The 18105-nt window shown below is 39.1% G+C and carries 20 protein-coding genes and 1 riboswitch; all 20 genes read right to left on the bottom strand.

Annotated elements, in window-relative coordinates; all coding sequences use genetic code 11:
• Window positions 1-64: 64 nt before the first annotated feature.
• The gene (locus JG30_RS04490) at window positions 65-1471 is read right to left on the bottom strand and encodes a S41 family peptidase (RefSeq protein WP_046316513.1); all 1407 of its coding nucleotides are present in this window, start codon (window positions 1469-1471) and stop codon (window positions 65-67) included.
• Window positions 1472-1485: 14 nt separating this feature from the next.
• A complete protein-coding gene (locus JG30_RS04495; protein ID WP_046316515.1) occupies window positions 1486-1716 on the bottom strand; it encodes a YozE family protein in 231 nt (76 codons plus the stop codon).
• An 8-nt stretch (window positions 1717-1724) separates the two neighbouring features.
• A complete protein-coding gene (locus JG30_RS04500; protein ID WP_046316516.1) occupies window positions 1725-2342 on the bottom strand; it encodes a YpmS family protein in 618 nt (205 codons plus the stop codon).
• A 2-nt stretch (window positions 2343-2344) separates the two neighbouring features.
• Window positions 2345-3142: a DUF459 domain-containing protein gene (locus tag JG30_RS04505; protein WP_046316519.1), complete on the bottom strand. Its 798-nt coding sequence runs from the start codon at window positions 3140-3142 to the stop codon at window positions 2345-2347.
• A 42-nt stretch (window positions 3143-3184) separates the two neighbouring features.
• Window positions 3185-4027, bottom strand: coding sequence for a DegV family protein (locus JG30_RS04510; protein WP_046316521.1), 843 nt, complete (start codon window positions 4025-4027; stop codon window positions 3185-3187).
• Between the two features lie 302 nt (window positions 4028-4329).
• The gene (locus tag JG30_RS04515; RefSeq protein WP_046316523.1) at window positions 4330-4815 is read right to left on the bottom strand and encodes a dihydrofolate reductase; all 486 of its coding nucleotides are present in this window, start codon (window positions 4813-4815) and stop codon (window positions 4330-4332) included.
• A 12-nt stretch (window positions 4816-4827) separates the two neighbouring features.
• On the bottom strand, window positions 4828-5787 hold the full coding sequence (locus JG30_RS04520) for a thymidylate synthase (RefSeq protein WP_046316525.1): 960 nt from the start codon (window positions 5785-5787) through the stop codon (window positions 4828-4830).
• Between the two features lie 9 nt (window positions 5788-5796).
• On the bottom strand, window positions 5797-7683 hold the full coding sequence (locus JG30_RS04525) for an ABC-F family ATP-binding cassette domain-containing protein (RefSeq protein ID WP_046316527.1): 1887 nt from the start codon (window positions 7681-7683) through the stop codon (window positions 5797-5799).
• A gap of 10 nt (window positions 7684-7693) precedes the next feature.
• Window positions 7694-8911 carry a CCA tRNA nucleotidyltransferase gene (locus JG30_RS04530; RefSeq protein WP_245626294.1) on the bottom strand — a complete coding sequence of 406 codons (1218 nt, stop codon included), beginning with the start codon at window positions 8909-8911 and terminating at the stop codon, window positions 7694-7696.
• Window positions 8883-10154 carry a tetratricopeptide repeat protein gene (locus JG30_RS04535; protein WP_046316529.1) on the bottom strand — a complete coding sequence of 424 codons (1272 nt, stop codon included), beginning with the start codon at window positions 10152-10154 and terminating at the stop codon, window positions 8883-8885. Before JG30_RS04535 ends, JG30_RS04530 begins: the two co-directional genes overlap by 29 nt.
• Before the next feature lie 121 nt (window positions 10155-10275).
• Window positions 10276-10551 (bottom strand): HU family DNA-binding protein, encoded by a 276-nt coding sequence (locus JG30_RS04540; protein WP_046316530.1) that lies wholly within the window; start codon window positions 10549-10551, stop codon window positions 10276-10278.
• A gap of 147 nt (window positions 10552-10698) precedes the next feature.
• Entirely contained in the window at window positions 10699-12015 is a 1317-nt protein-coding gene (gene der / locus JG30_RS04545) for a ribosome biogenesis GTPase Der (RefSeq protein ID WP_046316531.1), read from the bottom strand.
• A gap of 122 nt (window positions 12016-12137) precedes the next feature.
• Window positions 12138-13340 carry a 30S ribosomal protein S1 gene (gene rpsA, locus JG30_RS04550; RefSeq protein ID WP_046316532.1) on the bottom strand — a complete coding sequence of 401 codons (1203 nt, stop codon included), beginning with the start codon at window positions 13338-13340 and terminating at the stop codon, window positions 12138-12140.
• Window positions 13341-13411: 71 nt separating this feature from the next.
• Window positions 13412-14077, bottom strand: coding sequence for a (d)CMP kinase (gene cmk, locus JG30_RS04555; RefSeq protein ID WP_046316534.1), 666 nt, complete (start codon window positions 14075-14077; stop codon window positions 13412-13414).
• 71 nt (window positions 14078-14148) lie between these two features.
• Window positions 14149-14895, bottom strand: a complete 747-nt coding sequence (locus JG30_RS04560; RefSeq protein WP_046316535.1) for a LysM peptidoglycan-binding domain-containing protein — start codon at window positions 14893-14895, stop codon at window positions 14149-14151.
• A gap of 86 nt (window positions 14896-14981) precedes the next feature.
• Window positions 14982-15521 carry an ECF transporter S component gene (locus JG30_RS04565; protein WP_046316537.1) on the bottom strand — a complete coding sequence of 180 codons (540 nt, stop codon included), beginning with the start codon at window positions 15519-15521 and terminating at the stop codon, window positions 14982-14984.
• 51 nt (window positions 15522-15572) lie between these two features.
• Window positions 15573-15700: riboswitch (FMN riboswitch) on the bottom strand.
• Window positions 15701-15704: 4 nt separating this feature from the next.
• Window positions 15705-16424 carry a pseudouridine synthase gene (locus tag JG30_RS04570; RefSeq protein WP_046316539.1) on the bottom strand — a complete coding sequence of 240 codons (720 nt, stop codon included), beginning with the start codon at window positions 16422-16424 and terminating at the stop codon, window positions 15705-15707.
• 5 nt (window positions 16425-16429) lie between these two features.
• Window positions 16430-17011: an SMC-Scp complex subunit ScpB gene (scpB, locus tag JG30_RS04575; protein ID WP_046316541.1), complete on the bottom strand. Its 582-nt coding sequence runs from the start codon at window positions 17009-17011 to the stop codon at window positions 16430-16432.
• Complete coding sequence (locus tag JG30_RS04580) at window positions 17002-17739, bottom strand: segregation and condensation protein A (RefSeq protein WP_046316543.1); 738 nt, start codon at window positions 17737-17739, stop codon at window positions 17002-17004. Before JG30_RS04580 ends, scpB begins: the two co-directional genes overlap by 10 nt.
• Entirely contained in the window at window positions 17732-18103 is a 372-nt protein-coding gene (locus JG30_RS04585) for a hypothetical protein (RefSeq protein ID WP_046316545.1), read from the bottom strand. The genes JG30_RS04580 and JG30_RS04585 overlap by 8 nt, the downstream gene beginning before the upstream one ends.
• Between the last annotated feature and the right edge of the window lie 2 nt (window positions 18104-18105).

An 18105-nucleotide genomic window follows, 5' to 3' on the forward strand; every position in this document is an offset into this window, starting at 1 on the left:
AACGCCTGTCAATCTTTTGGGTTGAGAGGCGTTTTTATTACTAATCCTTATTTATAGTGAAAATTTATTGGGATAAGATTTGCAGTGCTTTGGCCTGCATTGGATCATTAGCTTGTGCTTGCTTTAATAATGCTTGTGACAAAGCGATTCGAGTTGCTTGATCTAACGTACCTGTAATTGTTAAATGCTGCTGACTTTGAAAATCCTTTAAAGCTTGTTGCGTATTAGGATCCAATCGACTTGTAACCGTTAAATCGGAGACTTTTAACGCGGACAATATTTGTTGAGCCGTTTTAATATCCGTTGCCTGATCATTCAGTTGATAAGTCCGCTGATTAGTAAAAGCCTTAAAATTTAAATAAGCCGGATACTTAACGAGATAAGTAGGAGTTAAGCCCTTTTTATTAATTGACTGCCGTTTTGGCGTTAACCATTTAGCTGTAGTGATCTTCATTTCGGAATCCTTGGTAAGTGAATTCATCGTTTGAACTACGCCTTTACCGTAAGTTTTTTCACCCACAAGTGGTACCTGAGCTGATTGCTGTAAGGCTGCGGCGAAAATTTCTGCCGCACTCGCACTCCCCTCATCGACTAAAACCACCACTGGTAATTTGGATTTAAAGCCATGCAAATACTTGGAATTAGCCTTATAAGTCTGACGTCCTTCTGTACGTGAAACCATAGTCATTAACGGTTTACCATTGGGTACAAAAATATTGGCTGCTGCTAAAGCTTGATCCATCATCCCTCCGGGATTATTACGTACATCAATAATTAATTTTTTAACTTTTTTCTTTTCCAGTTTTAAAATAGCTTTCTTTAATTCTTTAGCCGTATTTTCTGAAAACTGAGTAATCGTTATTTGTCCCAGCGTTCGATTCTGGGGGTTAACCTTAGTAAAGACACTGGCCACTTGAATCGGCGCGCGCGTAATAGTCTTTTTAAAAGTAGTAGAACCGCGCCTTAGTACTAACTTCACCTGGGTTCCTGCCTTGCCCCGTGTTAAAGCAGAAGCTTGTTCCACACTCATTTTCACAGTTGAATGTCGATTAATTTGGATAATTTCATCGCGGGGCTTAATACCAGCTTTAGCTGCTGGCGACTGTGGCAACGCTGAAACAATTCGAATACCCGTCGGTGATTTTTCAATGGTCGCTCCAATCCCAGAAATTTTACCTGAGATATTATCATTAAAAGCCGTTTGATCATGATCCGTGAATAACTCCGAATAAGGATCATTTAAGGTCGCAATCATTCCTCTAATTGCACCATTGACTAATTTTTTTTCCGAAACCGGTTTGTAGTAATTTTGCTGGATATTATTATAGGCTTGTTGAACTGGGCTCAGTGCCGAACTGGTTCCCTGAGTGAAACCTAATTTAATCGCCACTAAGGTAAAAGTCCCCGCAGATCCTAACAAAAGACCCGCCACGAGCCCGATTATTAAAGTTTTCCATGAAAAGTGCTTCATCCTTTTTACAACCCTTAACTAAAATGTGCTTCTGATTCACGATAATGATGAAAAGCCTGATCAAAAATATCCATGCTGGGTAAATATGAAGCATTTAATTCTAAATACTCAGATAACTTTTCGTAATTTTTTTCCTGTTTAGGAAATTGTTGATCAAAGAAAGCTGCTTCTGCGAAATGAGCAATGGGATCGCCACTATTAGGATTTCGCTGAGTCATTAAATACTGATAAAAACTTTTTCGCATATAAGCTCCTAAAATTTCGTTGTAAAGCCTTCCACTAAAATTTGCTTCTGAGGTAAATTTATCCGTTTTATTTTAAAGAAAAAATCATTCTTGCCGCCGGTATGATATTGTTCTAAATTGATATTAATCAATTGCCGTTTACTATTAACTTGTACCCACGATGGCACTCGATAATTATTTTTAATATAAGTCATAACAAACTCGACAGGAATTCCTAATTTTCCAACTTTTAAATGTTCTACTTTCAATTGTACTCCACCTGTGGTGGTTTTATAAGGTGTGGTCTGGAGCTCAAAGTTAATATTGGAGCCTAAAAAACGCACACTCCCTAATAAATTAACTCGATGTCCAATTTGCAAACTATATTTCAGATCATCGCTATTTAAATATTGTTCAATATAATGGTTAGCAATGCGCTGGACTTGTTTAGGTGTCAATTGCACTTCATAAATGGGTTTTTCTTTCACTAGACTGGTTTGCGGATTTGTCGCCTCCGCTTGATGAATCCCGGCACGGGGAGTAAATACTTGAAAAGCCAACCAGCTGCTCAACAAAACAATCAGCAAGACTAGTAGTAAAAACGCCCATTTCCAAATATTATGCTGTTTTACTCTTGTTCGCGTCATTGCTATTTTCTCCATTCTTTTTGAGTTGCTTGCAGGCGATGCCATAACTTTTGAGTCATCAAACGATAGCCTTGATCGTTAGGATGAAAATAATCTTTCGTATACAATAGCGGGTTGGTGGTTTCTTGTTTGCTCTTTGAATATTTAAGCTTTTTTGGAGAAGCTAAAGCACTGATATCAACAAAATGGACGCGAAAATTATCCGTAGCAATTTGTTCCGTATTTTGATTCCATTGTTTCAAAGCCTTTTTCATTCCTTGGGCCTGTTTAACATAGATCGAATAGGGATTATAAATACCATAAATATAAACAGGTGCACGCGGATTGGCCTGTCGCAGAATATGCAATATTTCAATTAAATTTTGGTCATACTTTTTTTGGAAAATTTGTAACTTGGCAGGTGTTAATTTAACACCATATTTTTTCAGAGCATGCATTACATCGTTACCCCCCAAAGTCAAAACAATAATTTGACTCTGGCGCACATTGCGTTTAATCGCAGGCTTGGTTTTCAAACGGTGTAAAATTTGTCCGCTTGTATCTCCACTAACACCGTAATTATAAACCTTGACCGGGCGCTTACTGGTGCGCTGTAAGGGCTTTTTGATTAAATAAGTGTAGCCACCACGTTTAGTACTATCACCCACACCATAAGTTAACGAATCCCCAAGAGCCGTCAATGTCATCGGCGACTTCGAACTTGCCGCTACGGGCTGTTTATGGATTATTAAAAGAAATAGAGCTGATAAAATAAAAACAATTGGAAATAATTTTCTTGTCACAGAAAATTTGCTTAACATGCCTTTGGCCTCTTATCGAAAATCCCTTTTAATTATACAAGTTTAATAATAATAAATGATCGCAAATGCTCCCTTACCGGTGTGCGTAGAAATGACGGGGCTAGTTACACGGGTAAGAATTTGCAATTTAGGTACTTTTTCATGCACCAGCTGGGCTAATTTTTTGGGCATAGTGGCATCATTGACATACGAGAAACCGATTCCCTTTAAGCGCTGACTGTCGTGTAACACTTCGGCCATAACTTCGTCAACAAAATGCTGAATGGTTTTATAACCCCGTCCCTTTTTAATGACACTCAGTTTATAATTTTTTAATTGCACGACGACGTTAATATTCAATAACGTTGTTAAAGTCGCGGCCATCTTGCCCAAGCGACCACCCTTAACAATATTTTCTAAGGTTGGAATAGCCACATATAATGTGGTGTGATCTCGAATTTTTTCTAGTTCAGGAATGATTTGCTCGATTGTTGCCCCGTCGGCGGCCATTTCTGCTGCCTTAATTACTTGAAAACCCAAAGCACTATCAGTGTATTCACTATCAAAAACCGTAACATCAGCTTGACTCATCTTGGCTGCTTGCTGGGCGGCATCGATGGTTCCACTCAAACTTTTAGTCATAATGATCGCTAAAATAGGACTGCCATCTTGACCCAAACGGTCGTAAGCTTCGACAAAACGTCCTAACGGTGGTTGGCTAGTTTTGGGTACTTGATCACTATGTAGCATTTGTTCCACAAATTCTTCTCTGGAAATTGTCTCGCCATCAATATATTGTTTGCCACCTACCTCCACATTCAAAGGTACAATCGTAATTTGATAACGCTCAACTTCTTCCGGAGTAATTTGAATTGAGGAATCAGTTAAAATTTTAACTTTTTTCATAATAAGTCCTGCCTTTGTCGGTTTAATCTTTCATTGAAAACTTGACTATGAATCTGATTACAGTTAAATAGCCCGCTTTTCAAAACCAAAATATCTGGGATCCTACTTCAACTAAGTTTCCCAAGCTTGTCAGTGTCCATACATTGAGGCTTTTGCTTCTAAGTTAAGCGATCCTACTGACAATTTCAATAATTAATTCTCTCACAGCGGTAAGAGGAGCCCTTACTTAACATTATCATCTATTTTACAAAAACCCCTTGCGGCTTTCAAATTTTTCAAATAGCTCTGATACCTAACTTTACTTAAGAGCGCCGTTGATAAATTAAAAAGTCATGGGGCCAGGGATTAGCAGTATCTACCACACCTTGATGATGGCTTACTAAAGCAAATTGACGATAATCAATAGGAATCATATACGTGGCTCCCGCGAAAGTATGATGAATTTGTGTCACGTAAAGATATTGCACTTGGTCAATAAATTCGGCAAAAACCTGCCGGCCGCCAATAATAAAAATCGGCTCCTTGAAAGAAACCAAGGAACATAAAGCTGCAGGCTGATGAATAATCTCGACTTGGGGCCAAGATATTGCTTGGTGTGTCAATACAATATTGCGCCGTTGTGGCAAAGCACCATGCGGAAAACTCATAAAAGTTTTGCGCCCCATAACAATTGTTTTATGCAAAGTTGTTTGTTGAAAATAATGTAAATCAGCAGGTAAATGCCAAGGTAAATGGCCTGCCTGTCCAATGAGTCCCGTCTGATCTTGTGCCCAAATAAATGCTAACATAAATTTTCTCTCCTAAACAGCTACTGGAGCTTTGATGGCTGGTTGCGGATGATACGCTTGAATTTTAATTTGTTCAGGATCAATATGATCCAAATCCAATATTTCGGGACTTAAAATTAATTGTGGTCCAGCTGTCGGTGTGCGCTGCAACTGGATTTTAACTTGTTCCAAATGATTTTGATAAATGTGCACGTCGCCAAAGGTATGAATGAATTCCCCCACCTGTAAATGCGTCACCCAAGCCATTAGATGTGTCAATAAAGCATAACTGGCAATATTAAAAGGTACGCCCAAAAACAAGTCGCCACTGCGTTGGTACAATTGACAAGATAAACGCCCGTCATTTACATAAAACTGACATAAAGTATGGCACGGCGGCAATGCCATTTGCGGGATATCTTCTGGATTCCAGGCAGTCAAAATAAGTCGACGTGAATGGGGGTTAGTTTTAATTTGTTCAACCAATTGGGCTATTTGATCAATCGTTTGCCCATCACTGGTGCGCCATTGGCGCCATTGCCGACCATACACGCGTCCCAAATCCCCATATTGCCGCGCAAATTGGGCATCAGCTAAAATGCGCTGACAAAATAAATGTTTTTGCTGTAAATATTGCTGATTAAATTGGGCATCCACCAAGCGGCGCTGGCCAAAATTAGACATATCAGGACCTTGGTATGCTGGACTTTGGACAAAGCGGGCAAAGGCCCATTCGTCCCATATGTGGTTATTATTTTGTAACAAAAAACGAATATTGCCGTCACCACGTAAGAACCAAATTAATTCTGTTTTAATCAAACGAAACGCTACTTTTTTAGTAGTCAGCAATGGAAAAGAATCCCGTAAATCAAATCGTAATTGAGCCCCAAAACAACTATAAGTTCCGGTTTGAGTCCGATCCATTTTAAAATGACCATGCTTTAAAACATGGTGTAACAATTGTAAATATTGTTGCTCATTTTTGGTTGACATTATTTTTCCTTAGTCTTCCTTTTCCGATAATTCTAACCAACGATCTTCCAATTGGTCTAATTGCTGCTTAATTTGGTCTAATTGCTGTTGATCTTTTAAGAGTAGTTGGTAATCATTACCTTCCGTGGCCATTTGTTGTTGCAGCTGTGTTTTTTGCTGCTCTAATTGATTTAATTGTGGTTCAATTTTTTGTAATTCTAAATGTTCGGCATAAGTTAATTTGGAAGAAGAAGCGTGTGATTGATCACTACGTGTTGGAACTGATTTAACTTTCGTAGGAGTAGATTTTAGTTGGGATTGTTGTTGTAAATAATCTGTATACGTTCCCCAAAAGCGTTGCATCTGTCCATGACCTTGAAAGACGAGCAGATCATCCGTAATTTTATCTAAAAAATAGCGATCGTGCGATACTGCTACAACTGTGCCGGTAAAATTTTGTAAATAATCTTCCAAAACAGTCATCGTCTGAATATCTAAATTATTGGTCGGTTCGTCCAATAACAACACATTGGGTTGCTTAATTAATACTGCTAATAAGTAGAGGCGTCGTTTTTCACCGCCGGATAATTCGCGAATAAAAGCACTTTGCGCTTGGGGTGGAAATAAAAAGCGTTCCAATAATTGGGAGGCCGATAAATGCTCGCCCGCCTCATTTTCGACATTTTGACCAATGGAGCTTAAATAATTAATCACCCGTTGTTGCGGATCCATTTGGGGAATTTGTTGCTGATAATAACCAACATGCACTGTCTGTCCCACCATAATTTGACCACGCGTCAATTTTTGAGTTTGCGCTAAAATATTTAAAAAGGTGGTTTTCCCGATACCATTGGGACCAATAATTCCTAAATGTTCCCCTGCATTAATTCGCATTGATAAATTAGCTACCAATGTTTGCGATCCTAATTGTAATTGAGCTTGATCTAGCTGAAAGACTTCTTTACCCAGCCGCTGTTGTTTGATATCAATTTGTAATTGGGGGGTTACCGTAGTGGGTTGCGCTGTAATTGTTTGACTTAACTGTTGAAAGCGCGCAATCCGGGCCGCCTGTTTCGTCCCACGGGCTTGTACACCCGCTTGCATCCATTTTAATTCATGACGGTATAAATTATGTTGATGCTGGGCGGTCGCCGCGAGGATTTCTTCATGATGCGCTTTTTGTTGGACATAAGCTTCATAATTACCCTTGTATTCTGTTAACTGTTGATGATCAATTTCAAAAATCCGATTAGCCACTTGGTTTAAGAAATAGCGGTCATGCGTGACAAATAAGATAGCTCCAGGATAATTAGCCAAATAGTTAATTAACCACGTAATCGCCGCTTCATCAAGATGGTTAGTGGGTTCATCAAGAATTAGCAAATCTGCCGGTGAAACTAAGACTTGAGCTAAGGCTACTCGCCGTTGCTGTCCACCTGATAATTCTTGAATAGTTTTTGTAAAATCTGTAATTTGTAATTTAGTGAGGATGGTTTCTACTTGGGATTGAAATTCCCAGCCATCGATTCGATCCATGGCTTCTTGCAGATCAAAAAAGTGTTTTTGGACCTGCATATCAGTAGGCTGTTGCTCGTAAGCGTTGACAGCTTGCTCATATTCTCGCACCGTCACGTATAAAGGTTCATCACCATCTAAAATCGCCGCAAGCACCAAATCTGCTGACTTTAAAGTCGGTTTTTGATGTAAATAATTAATTTGATAATGTTGCGGTCGTTGCACCACTTGTTGTTTATACCAATGTTCATCCACTAAGGCATTTAACAAAGTGGTTTTACCTACCCCATTCAGACCAATTAAACCAATCCGATCCTTAGGTTTAATTTTAAAACTGACTTGTTGAAATAATTGGCGCGACCCAACCTCTTGACTTAAATTAGTTACACTTAAAATTTTCACAATACTTCACTCAATTTCTTGAAAGATAGATTTTTAAAAAATGCACAATAGCTTGCTGATCATTAGCTAATTGGCGTTGAATAATTTTTTGTTGGACCAGGGTTAATAAGGACCCAATTTGGGGACCTGCAGGCTGTTGGCATGCTTGCATAATGATTTGCCCGTTAATTTGTAAATCTGCCGGCTGGTGTAATGGTAAGTGCGTCCAGCGCTGTTGTAAAGCGGTAGCTACCTTGTTTTGGCCCACCACTTGCAATACTTCTGTGGCGACAGCTACCGCGCTAGCGCGAGCCTGATATAAATTCCAATCATTTAACGGATCATGCAATAGTAACTGAGTAGCTGTTTGCGCCACCTTGAGAACTTCATTGGAAGTCTTCCAGGCTTTTAATAATTGTTTCATTTCTAAGCGATCCAGTTGCCAGAGGTACCCTAATAAACTCCAAATGCTTGCTTCTTGTACTAAAGGTTGGTCCGTGGTTTGTTCTATTAATTTACGAAAATCATAAAGCTGCAACTGTGGGCAGAAACGATAGAGCTGACTTTGCCACATCGATTGTAGGGCTCGTCGGCGTGCACGTCCTTGCATTAATTTAATAAATTCCGTATGAATACGTTCCACGGCGATTTTTTTTAATAGCGCCGCATTGGTTTGAATGCCCGCTAATGTTGCCGGTGCAATGGTAAAGTCCAATTGGGATTGAAAACGCACCGCCCGCATCATGCGTAATGCATCTTCATGAAAACGTTCATTAGCTTGGCCGACAGCTTGTATCTCATGATGCTGCAAATCTTGAATGCCAGAAAATAAATCAATAATTTCACCGGTCGAGCGGACAGCTAAAGCATTGATCGTAAAATCCCGGCGCTTTAAATCGTCTTGTAAAGAGCGGACAAAAGTTACTTGATCTGGCCGTCGAAAATCTTGATAACCCGATTCTGTTCGAAACGTGGTAATTTCATAATTTTGCTGTTGCCAAACCACGGTGACTGTCCCGTGCTCAATCCCAGTATCAATTGTATGCTGAAAGATTTGTTTAATTTCCTCGGGATAAGCACTGGTTGCTAGATCCACATCATGAATCGGTTGTTCTAATAACGTATCGCGCACACAACCGCCCACAAAATAAGCTTCAAAGCCGGCTGCTTCAATCTGTTGCAGCACTGGCAATGCTTGTTTAAGCGGTTGGGGCCAATGATTAATTTTCATCGCTAAACTGTAATTCATCTAATAACTCCACCATTGCAGAATCATCAGGAACATAATGCAAATATTTCTGCAAAGCATTTTTTAATAACTGTGGTTTTTGGACTACTTGCAAAATCTGAATGAGATCTCGTAAATAATTGGGATCAGCTTGATAAGTTTGATAAACCAACAACATTTCCTGCAAAGCGTCATCAACATGTTCCTGCTGGAATAAAGATCGTGCTTTATTCCAGTGATAACGCGGTTCTTGGGCTAGGGTAGTTTGATATTGATCTAATAACTTTAAATTCGCCGTATAATCATTTTGTCGTAAAAACAAATCACTCAATTGCATAATCAAAGCTCCCGGCTCGCTGACTTGTGAAATGCCTGTCGTTAAAAGTTGTTGTGCTGTCGCCAAGGAGCCTAGCTGTACTGCTGCTTTGGCGCCCATTTGATATAACAGTTGATTAAAGGGATCATAATTTAAACCCAGTTGGGCCATTTTAACAGCAGTCGCAAAATCGTGTTGCTGATTAGCTAAACGCACCGCTAACACATAAGCCGCCGAATAGTCTGGTGCTTGTTGTAGTAATTGCTGCACTAATCTTTTTGCAGCTGAATAATTGTGCAGCTCGTATTCTAAGCGGGCATAATTATATAAATTATCAGTATTCAACAAAGCCGCTTGAACTTGTCGATATTGTTGAACCGCTTGCTCGTAATTACCTGTTCCCGCATAAGATGCAGCTAAACGTTCATGAATTGAAATTCCGGCCATTTCCGTAATCTGAGCTGCTAATAATTTTTCATAGAAAGTAATTGCTAATTGAAATTTGTTTTCCGTAAAGTATAGTTCTGCCATTGCAAATTGGACCACTGATTCTTGTGGTGCAATTTTTAAAGCCGTCAGCAACTTCTGTTCACTAACCTCATATAAGCCCATTGATTGATATAAATCCGCACTAGTCAAAAGGGCATTCAAATAAGCCGGTGAATCCTCCGAAATTTGGGCTAACAAATCTGTCGCCGCATCCATTTGATTATTAGAAACCAAAATTTCTGCTAAGTTGACTTTTAAAATATCTTCTTGCGGATATTTATCTAATAAATGCTGATAAATCAAGGCCGCTTGATCGCTAATTCCGCGTTGATTTAAAGCTTCCGCCAGGGAATACAAATCATCATCGGTATCTTGTTGGAAAGCTTTTTGGAGTAATGCTTGGGCAGATGTCAAATCTCCCTGATCAACAGCTGCTAAAACTTTTTGTACAAATGACATTCAATACTTCCTCTCACTGCTTGTTACCATAACATAAAATACACTTTTGGAGGTAGTTGATCCGTATAAAAAAATAGAAACAACCGTAGTTGCTTCTATCCCTATTAACCATAGTCAAATATTATTTAACCGCATCTTTCAATGTCTTACCAGGTTTGAAAGCTGGGACATCACTAGCCGGAATCGTAATTTCCGCGTTAGTTTGGGGATTGCGGCCTTTACGGGCAGCCCGATGACGGACTTCAAAGTTCCCAAAGCCAATTAATTGAACTTTTTCACCCTTTACTAAGCTTTCTTGGATTGAACTGAAGACAGCATCAACAGCTGCTGTAGAATCCTTTTTGGTTAAGCCCGTTTTTTCAGATACGCTTTGAATTAATTCTGCTTTATTTGCCATGTTACTTCACCTCCGCAGAGTATTGAATACTCGAAATAAGTAAACACGATGACTGGAAATTCATCATCTTTTACAAATTATCATAAGATGACCCTTGTATCAAGGAATAACCCTACTTTTTATAAGGTTTTTACGAAAATCACTACTTCATTTGCGCAATCGAGGAATCAATTTAATGGGGGTCCCTGTAAAATCAAAAACCTCGCGTAACTGATTAGTGATAAATCGTTCATACGAAAAATGAAACAACTCCGGATCATTGACAAAGACAACAAAAGTTGGTGGCTGCACTTGAACTTGTGTCAAATAATAAACTTTTAAACGGCGATTTTTAACAATAGGTGCCGGAGCAATTGCGGTGGCTTTCAAAAGCAACTCGTTTAATAAACTAGACTGGATGCGACGTTGTTGATTCTCATTAATCGCCGTAACTAATTCAACAATTTGATCTAAACGCTGATGCTTTAATGCCGAGATGAAAATGATCGGTGCGTAACTCAGATAACGAAATTCCTGCCGAATATATTCTGTAAACTCTTGCATCGTTTTTTGATCTTTGTTAGATACTGCATCCCATTTATTAACTGCGATAATTACACCGCGCCCTGCCTCATGTGCATAACCGGCTACACGCTTATCTTGTTCGCGAATTCCTTGGGCACCATCCAGAACGACTACGACCACATCGCTACGATCAATCGCCCGCAGGGCGCGCATAACGGCATATTTTTCAGTATTCTCATAAACCTTACCGCGTTTGCGAATCCCAGCAGTATCAATCATGGTATAAAGTTGCCCGGAATCACGATCAATAAATTTCGTATCAATGGAATCGCGCGTGGTTCCTTCCTGATTCGAGACAATGACCCGGTTTTCCCCTAAAATAGCGTTAACTAACGAGGATTTTCCTACGTTTGGCCGACCAATAAAACTAAATTTAATGGAATCATCATCCACTACTAAATTTTCATCTGGAAAATTTTTAATAATTTGGTCTAATAAATCGCCCATTCCCGTCCCGTGAACTCCAGAAACAGGATAAGGTTCGCCTAAACCCAGCGCGTAAAAATCATAGATATCTTGTCGTTGGGCAAGATTATCGGCTTTATTAGCTGCTAACACAACTGGTTTTTGAGCTTGATATAAGATTCGAGCCACAGCTTCGTCTTCATTAGTCACGCCTACACGCGCGTCTACTACTAAGACAACAATGTCGGCTTCATTGATTGCAATTTCTGCTTGAGTTTTAATTTCTTGATTTAAACTTAGATCACTGACGGTAATACCACCCGTGTCAATTAAACTAAATTCTTTACCCAGCCACTGAGCATGCGTGTAAATCCGATCACGAGTAACGCCTGGAGTATCTTCCACAATCGAAATGCGTTCTTCAGCAATCCGATTAAATAATGTTGATTTGCCGACATTCGGTCGGCCTACTAACGCCACGGTTGGCAACACCATTGTCTCACCTTCTTATATGTTAACTGAAAAAAGGACCAGAACAAATTACTTTGTCCCAGCCAATTTTAAACTCTATCAAAATTCATCGCTAATGTCCACAAAACTCAAAATATCTTTAAAAATTACTGAAGTTGATCCGGGTCGACCATGTCTCCTAATGAAAAACCACGTTCTTCTTTTGGTAAGGTATAGTGATCATTCTTCGTCGAATCATTCTGGTGTGAATGATGATTTTTATGCGGATCTTCCGTAAGAGCTTTTAACGAAAGACCTAACCGTTTTTGTTCCGGATCAATATTTAATACTTTCAAATGCAACTGTTGGCCCACTTGTAACACATCGGCGGGATTATTAACTCGTTCCCAAGAGATCTGGGAAACATGCAACAAGCCCTCAACTGCTGGTAATACTTCGACAAAAGCCCCGAAATCAGTTAAACGTTTTACCACACCGTCAACTTCGTCGCCAGCGCTAATTCGTTGGGCAGCATCTTCCCAAGGGCCTGGCTGGGTAGCTTTAATAGACAGTGAAATCCGTCCCCGTTCAGGATCTAAATCCAAAACTTTTACTTTAACTTCTTGACCAACCTTTAAAACATCTGAAGGTTTGTCCACATGCTGATACGAAATTTGAGAAATGTGTACTAAACCGTCCACACCGCCTAAATCAATAAAAGCCCCAAAATTAGTTAAACGGGAAACTTTTGCCTCGACAACGTCACCAGGGAGTAATTTAGCAAAAACTTCTGCTTGTTTTTGCGCCTTCTCTGCTAAAGCAATTTCCTTATGGGATAAGACAAATCGATTCTTTGATGGATCCACTTCAATAATTTTTAATTCTAACTCTTGACCAACAAATGGTTTCAGGTCTCGAACGTAATGGTCAGAAATCATTGAAGCAGGAATGAATCCTCGTAAACCTTCAACATCCACCAGTAGACCACTTTTCACAGTCCCAGTTACTTTACCTGTTACATGCTCATCAGCGGCTTGACGATCAGCCATTTTTTGATAGGCTTTACGATTTTCGATCCGTCGCTTAGATAAAACAAAGTTGCCATCTTCTTTATCACTGGATGAATGCCGTAAAACAAGCAATTCTAATTTATCGCCCACTTGTGCCAAATCATGAATATCAGCTTTATAATTGCTAGTGAGTTCCTTTAGTGGTACGACTCCTTCAACCCCCGAATTATCAATTCCCACAACTAATTGATTATCGTCTACCGAAAGAACCTCGGCTTCTACCACGTCACCGATCTGTACTTGATTAAAATTATCCAATGCCTGTTCCATTGGATTCGCGCTGTTCAATTCTTCAGCCATATTAACGTCCTCCTCGCCATCGTTCGCAATCTATCTTAATGGAAAAATGCAAAAATTACCAGTGGTTTTGACTAACTATTCAATTTTTGCTGGATAATTTCCATCACTTTAGTCACTACTTGAGCAATATTTAACCCTGTAGTGTCCACTTCAATAGCGTCAGAAGCTTTTCGTAAGGGCGAGATTGTTCGATGTGAATCCTTGTAATCCCGCGTTTTTATTTCCGCTTGCAGAGCAGATAGAGAAGTTGTAATTCCTCGAGTCAGATTTTCGCGATAACGCCGTTGGGCCCGTTCCGCTACACTCGCAATCAAAAAAATTTTGACATCTGCTTGTGGTAATACCACTGTCCCGATATCTCGACCATCCATAACCACATTAGCATCCTGAGCGATTTTTTGTTGCTGCTGTACCAAAATTTCACGAACTTTTTTTAAGGCAGCTACTTGTGAAACATTACGGGAAATTGCCGGTAACCGAATGGCCGTGGTCACATCTTGCGTTCCTAAAAAAATATGTTGTTGTCCAGCCAATACACGAAAGGAAATTGGCGTTTGGCTCATTAACTGAACAATTTGTGCTTCGTCATCATAAGCCAATTGATGCTGTTGAGCCAACAAGGTCACAGCTCGATACATTGCCCCCGTATCTGTATAAACATAATTTAATTTTTGCGCAATAATTTTTGCGATCGTACTTTTACCAGCGGAGGCTGGACCGTCAATGGCAATTTGCATTTATACTGTCTACTCCTTTAAAATCAAAAAATTGCACTAAAAAACAGGCTGAAGCCTGTTTTTTAGTACTTTTATTTAACCCGTAAACTCATTCCCGGTCTTAACACGCTTTGGGCTGACAAATTATTCAAATCATATAATTGTTGCAACGTTAAACCATGATTGACCGCAATTCGGTAGGGATTATCTTTAGGCTGCACAATATAATAATTATCTGCATCTTGGTTATTAGCAGGCGCATTAGCGCTATTGGTTTGGCTGGAATTATTATCAGCGTTACTATTAGCTGCAGCAGTATTATTGTTATCCGAACGCGTAGTGGTTGCTTCGTTTGGCTGTTGTGTGGTTTGAGAATTTGCAGGGGCATTAGTCTCATTATTATTCGCGGCGGCCTCATTAGCTTTGGCTGTATGGGCATTCTCTTTGGCTGTCGAAGTAACGTGTTTGGTCTTAGTTTTAGATTTTTTGGGAACTTTCGGGGCCTTTTTAGGCTTAGAATTGACTGACACTTTTGCCGTATTATCCATTGAGGATTTATCATGATTTGTTGAAATAGCCGACCAAATTACTGGTCCAAACATGATTGCCAACAAAACAACTAAAATTATCCCAAAAAGAAATTTATTACTGTGAGGTTTTTGCTTTTGACGTTGGAGACGCGATAAGGATTCATCATAATCTGAATCCTGATCAAAGTCTGCTTCGTTGTCAAACTGTTCATTACGATCGAAGTCATTATTTGTGTTAGATTCATCGCTCTTATCAGAGTCATCATCACCAAAAGTGGATTCCCAAAGTTTCGGATCTTTCTCACTCATAATTATTCCACCCTTAATTTCATCTCATCAATAGTTTAACAGCTTATTCTGAAAATTGCATCAAAAGTGGTAAAAATCTAATTCCCTCAACCCCGCAAATGCTTAACAATTAAAATGGATATTAAAGATAAGACAATACCTTTAATTAAATTAAAAGGAATAACGCCAATAGCAACATAGCGACTAATAGGCATATTGATATTAAAGTTTAAAACTTTCATGTATAGCGGCATTACAAAAAAGTAATTAGCTATGGACATGACCGCAGTTAAACAAAGTGTCGCCATAAGTAAAGCAGTTAAATGATACCGATCTTTTTTCCAAAAATAAACTAATGGCAAAACAAAAGCTATGGTCGATAGGAACGCCGAAAAATCACCAATTAAACTGGTCACGTTCATCCCCGTTAACACCCAGTGTAGTAATATTTTACAAAAAGCCGTTAGTAATCCTGTCGAGTAACCGTAAGCAAAAAAAGCAATAACAATAATCACATCACTGATATCGAGCTTTAGAAAAGTAAAACCCGGAATAATCGGAATGGAAACATACATAATTAAAGCTGATAACGCCGCTAACACTGCGCCACCTACTAATTTATTATGTGCAATCTTGTGTATTTCCATAAAAAAAGCCTCCAACCAATCGTGGGCAAGGCAAATAAAAATGCAATCTAGATGCGTTTTCTCTCATCTGGACTATACCATCGGCTTTTGAATTTCACAAAATCCACCATTGTATAAAATACACTGGGTTGCGGGCTTTCACCGCCGGTCGGGATTTACACCCTGCCTTGAAAACGATTTTATTTATAATTTTTTGAGTGCGCTGACTTCCTCATGTTGTAAGAATCGCCAATCCCCTGAATTCAATCCTTGCAACGTTAAAAAGCCGACTCGCTCACGCTTTAATTTTACCACAGGGTAGCCTACTTTGTTAAACATCTCTTTAACTTGATGGTTCATTCCTTCATGAATTGTTAACCGCACAATGGAAATTTGGCGTCGTCGATCCACTGATAAAATTTGGGTCTTGGCCGGAGCGGTAATGCGGTTTTGTAATTTAATCCCATGCCGTAAAGCTTCCAAATCCTTTGACTGAACAATACCTGATAATTTAGCAACATATACTTTTTCAATCTGATTTCTGGGATGGGTTAAATGATTCGTTAAATCACCATCATTAGTTAACAATAAAAGTCCCGATGTGTCATAGTCCAAACGCCCGACAGGATAAATCCGGGCATCAATAATATCAGTAAAAAAATCAGTGACAACTTTGCGGTTTTTGTCATCGCTGACCGCACTAATGACACCTCGTGGTTTGTAAAACAAAATATACACTTTAGGATCACGATCTATCGGTACTCCATCGACTTCAATATGATCCTGATTTGTAAACTTTTGGCCTAATTCCGTAATAAGACGGCCATTTACGCGTACACGGCCTTGAGTGATAAGATCTTCAGCTTTGCGCCGAGAAGTCACCCCTGCATTAGCAATTAATTTTTGTAATCTTTCTTGAGACATTCGAGTTAATCCTCCGTTTGCGAAGTTGACTGGTTAAACAAATGAAAATTTTCCTGGTCAGGGAATTTTTCATTTTGAAATTCAGATAAGTCAGGCAGTTGAGCTAAATTTTTCAAACCAAAATAATCCAAAAATTCCGGAGTAGTCCCATATAATCGGGGGCGTCCGGGAGCATTTTTATGACCAACATTTTGCACTAATTGTCGAATAACCAAAGTTTGTAAAGTAGAACTACTGTTTTTAACACCACGAATCTCATCAATTTCTACCCGCGTAATTGGTTGGCGATAGGCAATGATTGCCAAAATTTCCAAGGCTGCTTGACTTAAAGTAGTCGTCTGCTGGAGTTGCCAATAATTTTTGATTAATGTGTAATATTGCGGTTTCGTCAGTAATTTATATATATCACCATATTGTTGAATCACAAGTGCTTCTTGATTATCTTGAGTCATTTGCTGCATTAAATCCTCTAAATGTTGGCGAATCGCCGCTTGATCGGTTTGCAAAGTAGCTGCTAAATCCACCAAAGTAATGCCTTGATCACCAGCAGTATATAATAGTGCTACAAGATCTTGATTTAAAGACACAATGTCACCTCAATGTCCGCCTGATAATTATTTTGTCGAAAATACAAGCTTTGATCTTTCCCTAATTCTAAAAGGGCCAAAAATTTAGTGACCACCTCAGGTACAGAAGCGAGATCCGTCAATAATTGTAAAAAAGTGGTTGTGGATTGTTTTTGTAAACTATCCAAAATATCCTGCTCGGCTTCTTGTAGAGAAATAGTTTCAGAAGGAATTTCCGGGATTGAACGTGCATTTTTGGTAGAATTTTGTAAAACGCGGACCATCGCTAAAGCCACATCATTAATTACTTTCAAGCCCGGTTTCAAATAAACTACTTCTGATTGTGGCATTACTGACGGCTCTTTTCCTATGAATTCTTGTCGCGTTTTCGCTTGGGCACCCAACATCTGGGCGATTGTTTTAAACGTTTCATAAGTCAGTAATTGTGCTACCAGTTCACTACGTGGATCCTTTAAAGTTGTTTCTGCTGCAGGTTCCTCAGACACAACTGGTGGACGCGGCAACAATAAATCACTTTTAATGCGCATTAAAGTGGCGGCCATAATCAAATAATCTCCGGCAATATCCAATTGTAAGGACTGCATCTGGTGTAAATAATCTAAATATTGCTGGGTAATTTGCGCGATCGGGATATCATAAATATTAATCTTCGATTGCCGGATTAAATGCAACAACAAATCTAAGGGACCTTCAAAATCAGAAAGTTTAATTTGCAGTATATCAGTCATTTTGATGAGCCGCCGGTAAATGATTCCACTTTTCAATTAAGGGCGTTAAAGCAATCGTCCCCATAATCTTGGCTTGCGGATAATATTCTTGAACTGCATCCAAAATCTGAAAAAGATTTTGAGTTGAACGGTAAGCGGGGCTTAAAGAAATATAACGAACCATAATAATTCGATCTTGAAGCTCCAAAGCAATGACGCCAATAAAATTATCTTGTTGATTTTTATATAAAAACAATTGGTGACTTTGATCAGAAGTATATAGTCCCAACTCCATTTGGAGATGATCCCAATCTTTGAGCTCCGGGATGTAAGACATAAACCCCATTGCTATTTTCTGATAATTACTACTATATTTAACTAGCACTG

Source organism: Bombilactobacillus mellifer (genome assembly GCF_000970795.1).
Lineage (GTDB): Bacteria > Bacillota > Bacilli > Lactobacillales > Lactobacillaceae > Bombilactobacillus > Bombilactobacillus mellifer.

Bases quoted from the DNA above. Each gene is read 5' to 3' on its own strand.
- JG30_RS04490 (WP_046316513.1), bottom strand. From the start codon at position 1,471: ATGAAGCACTTTTCATGGAAAACTTTAATAATCGGGCTCGTGGCGGGT.
- JG30_RS04495 (WP_046316515.1), bottom strand. From the start codon at position 1,716: ATGCGAAAAAGTTTTTATCAGTATTTAATGACTCAGCGAAATCCTAAT.
- JG30_RS04500 (WP_046316516.1), bottom strand. From the start codon at position 2,342: ATGACGCGAACAAGAGTAAAACAGCATAATATTTGGAAATGGGCGTTT.
- JG30_RS04505 (WP_046316519.1), bottom strand. From the start codon at position 3,142: ATGTTAAGCAAATTTTCTGTGACAAGAAAATTATTTCCAATTGTTTTT.
- JG30_RS04510 (WP_046316521.1), bottom strand. From the start codon at position 4,027: ATGAAAAAAGTTAAAATTTTAACTGATTCCTCAATTCAAATTACTCCG.
- JG30_RS04515 (WP_046316523.1), bottom strand. From the start codon at position 4,815: ATGTTAGCATTTATTTGGGCACAAGATCAGACGGGACTCATTGGACAG.
- JG30_RS04520 (WP_046316525.1), bottom strand. From the start codon at position 5,787: ATGTCAACCAAAAATGAGCAACAATATTTACAATTGTTACACCATGTT.
- JG30_RS04530 (WP_245626294.1), bottom strand. From the start codon at position 8,911: ATGAATTACAGTTTAGCGATGAAAATTAATCATTGGCCCCAACCGCTT.
- JG30_RS04535 (WP_046316529.1), bottom strand. From the start codon at position 10,154: ATGTCATTTGTACAAAAAGTTTTAGCAGCTGTTGATCAGGGAGATTTG.
- JG30_RS04540 (WP_046316530.1), bottom strand. From the start codon at position 10,551: ATGGCAAATAAAGCAGAATTAATTCAAAGCGTATCTGAAAAAACGGGC.
- der (WP_046316531.1), bottom strand. From the start codon at position 12,015: ATGGTGTTGCCAACCGTGGCGTTAGTAGGCCGACCGAATGTCGGCAAA.
- rpsA (WP_046316532.1), bottom strand. From the start codon at position 13,340: ATGGCTGAAGAATTGAACAGCGCGAATCCAATGGAACAGGCATTGGAT.
- cmk (WP_046316534.1), bottom strand. From the start codon at position 14,077: ATGCAAATTGCCATTGACGGTCCAGCCTCCGCTGGTAAAAGTACGATC.
- JG30_RS04560 (WP_046316535.1), bottom strand. From the start codon at position 14,895: ATGAGTGAGAAAGATCCGAAACTTTGGGAATCCACTTTTGGTGATGAT.
- JG30_RS04565 (WP_046316537.1), bottom strand. From the start codon at position 15,521: ATGGAAATACACAAGATTGCACATAATAAATTAGTAGGTGGCGCAGTG.
- JG30_RS04570 (WP_046316539.1), bottom strand. From the start codon at position 16,424: ATGTCTCAAGAAAGATTACAAAAATTAATTGCTAATGCAGGGGTGACT.
- JG30_RS04580 (WP_046316543.1), bottom strand. From the start codon at position 17,739: ATGACTGATATACTGCAAATTAAACTTTCTGATTTTGAAGGTCCCTTA.